A 3,137-nucleotide genomic window follows, 5' to 3' on the forward strand; every position below is an offset into this window, starting at 1 on the left:
GCTTCGCCTACGGCAGGCTACGCCAACACCAACGCGATACAATGGCAGATATATCGCTCTACACAAACTTTTTATAGCCGCATGACCGTAGCTACCCCGACTAAAATCCAGTATGAAGCCGTAATTGGGTTAGAAACTCACTGTCAACTCAGTACTGCTACCAAAATTTTTTGTAACTGCTCTACCGAATTTGGTTCCGTCCCCAATCACAATATTTGTCCGGTATGTACGGCAATGCCTGGAGTCTTGCCGGTACTCAATGAGAAGGTATATGAGTATGCCGTCAAAGCGGGTTTGGCACTCAATTGTGAGATTGCTGCTTATAGTAAATTCGATCGCAAGCAATATTTTTATCCCGACTTACCCAAAAACTATCAAATCACCCAATTCGATCTCCCCATTGCCGAACATGGCTGGGTAGAAATCGAAATCCTCGACGAGGCTGGCAATCCCACCCGCAAGAAAATCGGCATCACGCGGATGCATATGGAAGAAGATGCCGGTAAGCTCGTACATGGCGGGAGTGACAGGTTATCCGGCTCCAGTTACTCATTGGTAGATTACAATCGCACTGGCGTGCCTCTGTGCGAAATCGTCTCCGAACCCGACATTCGCAGTGGTGTCGAAGCAGCGGAATACGCCCAAGAAATTCGCCGAATCATTCGCTATCTCGGCGTCGGCGACGGGAATATGCAAGAAGGATCCCTGCGCTGCGATGTGAATATTTCCGTGCGTCCTGTGGGTCGCGAGCAGTTTGGGGTGAAAGTCGAGATCAAGAATATGAACTCCTTTAGTGCGATTCAACGCGCGATCGATTACGAGATCGATCGACAAATTACCGCAATTGGTAATAACGAGCCAATCTTCCAAGAAACTAGATTGTGGGAAGAAGGCACGCAACGCACAATTAGTATGCGGAGCAAGGAAGGTTCTAGCGACTACCGCTATTTCCCCGAACCCGATTTGACACCAATGATTTTGGCAGATAGCCAAAAAGCAGCTTGGAAAGCCGAACTCCCAGAATTACCCGTCCAAAAACGCCATCGCTATCAAGAAGAATTTAGCCTCTCTGCCTATGATACGCGCGTCCTCACCGACGATCGATCTGTCGCCGAATATCTCGAAGCGACGATCGCCGCAGGTGCCGATATCAAGCAAGCCGCTAACTGGGTGATGGGCGATATTACTGCCTATCTGAAGAATCAAAGAGTCAGCATTCGCGAGATTGCATTGACGCCAACCGTGCTGGCAGAATTAATCGGACTCATCGACAAAGGGACAATTAGTGGCAAAATTGCCAAAGAAATCTTGCCCGAATTATTTGAGAACGGTGGTTCAGTACAAGCATTAGTAGACAGCAAAGGATTGACTTCGATCGCCGATCCGCAGGAGTTGGAAAAAATTATCGATGAAATTATTGCTGCCAATCCCAAAGAGTTGGAACAGTATAAAGCGGGGAAAACTAAACTATTAGGTTTCTTTGTCGGACAATTGATGAAACAAACTGGCGGACGCGCCGAACCGAAGTTAGCCAATCAAATTTTGGCACAAAAACTTAATGGTTAATTTGAGTTTTAATACCGATATCTATTGCAGAGACGATCGATCTACCAGAAAAAATCCAAAATTAATATGTAGGTTGGGTTGAGCGAATGCGAAACCCAACATCCACACAGTCGATCTCTAAGTGTGTTGGGTTTCGAGGCTACCGCTAGTGCTGTGAAAAACCCGACTTTTCCAAAAAAGTCGGGTTTTTGTTTCAGTAATCTCAATCCAGCAGATTAGAGTAATTTATCGACATTCTTAGCAGTTTCAAAGAAGTGGGCGACATTTTCTTCCGGTACGGTAGGTAAGACACCATGACCGAGATTCATGATATGTCCGGTTTTGCCCGCTTTGCGCACGGTATCGATAATTCGATCGCGGATAAAGTCTTTGGAACCATACAATGCACAGGGATCCATATTGCCTTGAACGCCCAAATGCTTGCCAATCCGTTGGCGTCCGACTGCCATATCCACCGTCCAATCGAGACTGATGATATCGACGCCAGATTTGCCCATTAGCTCCAAGACGCCCGAGCTACCGCTGATATAGAGAATCAAAGGTGTATCGGGGTGAGTCTGTTTGACTTGTTGAACGACGCGCTGCTGATAGGGGAGGGCAAAGGTTTCATAGTCTTGAGGACTGAGCTGTCCCGCCCAAGAGTCGAACATCTGGACGACTTGGGCACCACAATCGATTTGATAGCGGACGTAGACAGCGATCGCATCGGCGATTTTAGCCAGTAGACTGTGGAGCATCTGGGGTTCGCGGAAAGCCATCCCTTTGATGTTGGCATAGTCTTTGGAGCTTTTGCCTTCGATCGCATATGCTGCTAGCGTCCAGGGTGCGCCGACGAAGCCGAGAACGGTGGATTTATTACCCACTTCCCGCCGTAAGGTGGTGAGGATTTCCTTGATAAATGGCAAGGACTCCTCGGGATTGAGCGGATGGAGCGCGTCGATTTGCGCCTGAGAGCGGATCGCTGGTTCGATAATCGGCCCCCGACTCTCGATGATGTCGAAGGGAATGCCTAAGCCTGGTAAAGGCGTGAGGATGTCGGAAAACATGATGACGCCATCTGGCTCGAACGCTCGCCAAGGTTGGAGCGAGATTTCGATCGCGAGTTCGGGTTTTTCGGAGCGATCGCGGAAGGAGGGATATTTATCGCGCAAATCCCGATAAACTTTCATATAGCGTCCCGCTTGGCGCATCATCCAAACTGGCGGACGATCGAGCGTGGCACCTTTGGCGGCGCGTAATAATAGTGGTTCTTGACCGATATCTGTCATTTTTTAGTGTAGTTTTATCTTATATTTTGGCTGTTGGCGGCTGCTGTAGCGATCGATCTTCAGTAGCGATCGATGAGACTAGCTCGACAGACATCAAGTTCAAGAATACCAAACTAGCTACCCTTTTGGCCGAGAAGCGGTTGGCGATGATATGATTTTTAAGATTTCGCTCGATCGTGGGTAATCCCGATGGTAATTTTTTGAGTACTCACATCTTGCACCATTACGAAAACATTAGTAATTACCGTAGATCTGAGGGTACCCACGAGGGGCACCCCTACAGATAACTTGTAGGGGTGCCCC

At 48.3% G+C, this 3,137-nt stretch carries 2 protein-coding genes; one reads left to right on the forward strand and one right to left on the reverse strand.

What is annotated here, in order from left to right; genetic code table 11:
* Positions 1-81 precede the first annotated feature (81 nt).
* Positions 82-1,566 (forward strand): Asp-tRNA(Asn)/Glu-tRNA(Gln) amidotransferase subunit GatB, encoded by a 1,485-nt coding sequence (gene gatB, locus RMO84_RS05370; RefSeq protein ID WP_310487446.1) that lies wholly within the window; start codon positions 82-84, stop codon positions 1,564-1,566.
* A gap of 215 nt (positions 1,567-1,781) precedes the next feature.
* Here gatB and hemE read toward each other — a convergent pair whose 3' ends face one another.
* Positions 1,782-2,834: a uroporphyrinogen decarboxylase gene (hemE, locus tag RMO84_RS05375; RefSeq protein ID WP_310487445.1), complete on the reverse strand. Its 1,053-nt coding sequence runs from the start codon at positions 2,832-2,834 to the stop codon at positions 1,782-1,784.
* Positions 2,835-3,137 lie beyond the last annotated feature (303 nt).

The organism is Chamaesiphon sp. VAR_69_metabat_338, assembly GCF_031423935.1.
Lineage (GTDB): Bacteria > Cyanobacteriota > Cyanobacteriia > Cyanobacteriales > Chamaesiphonaceae > Chamaesiphon.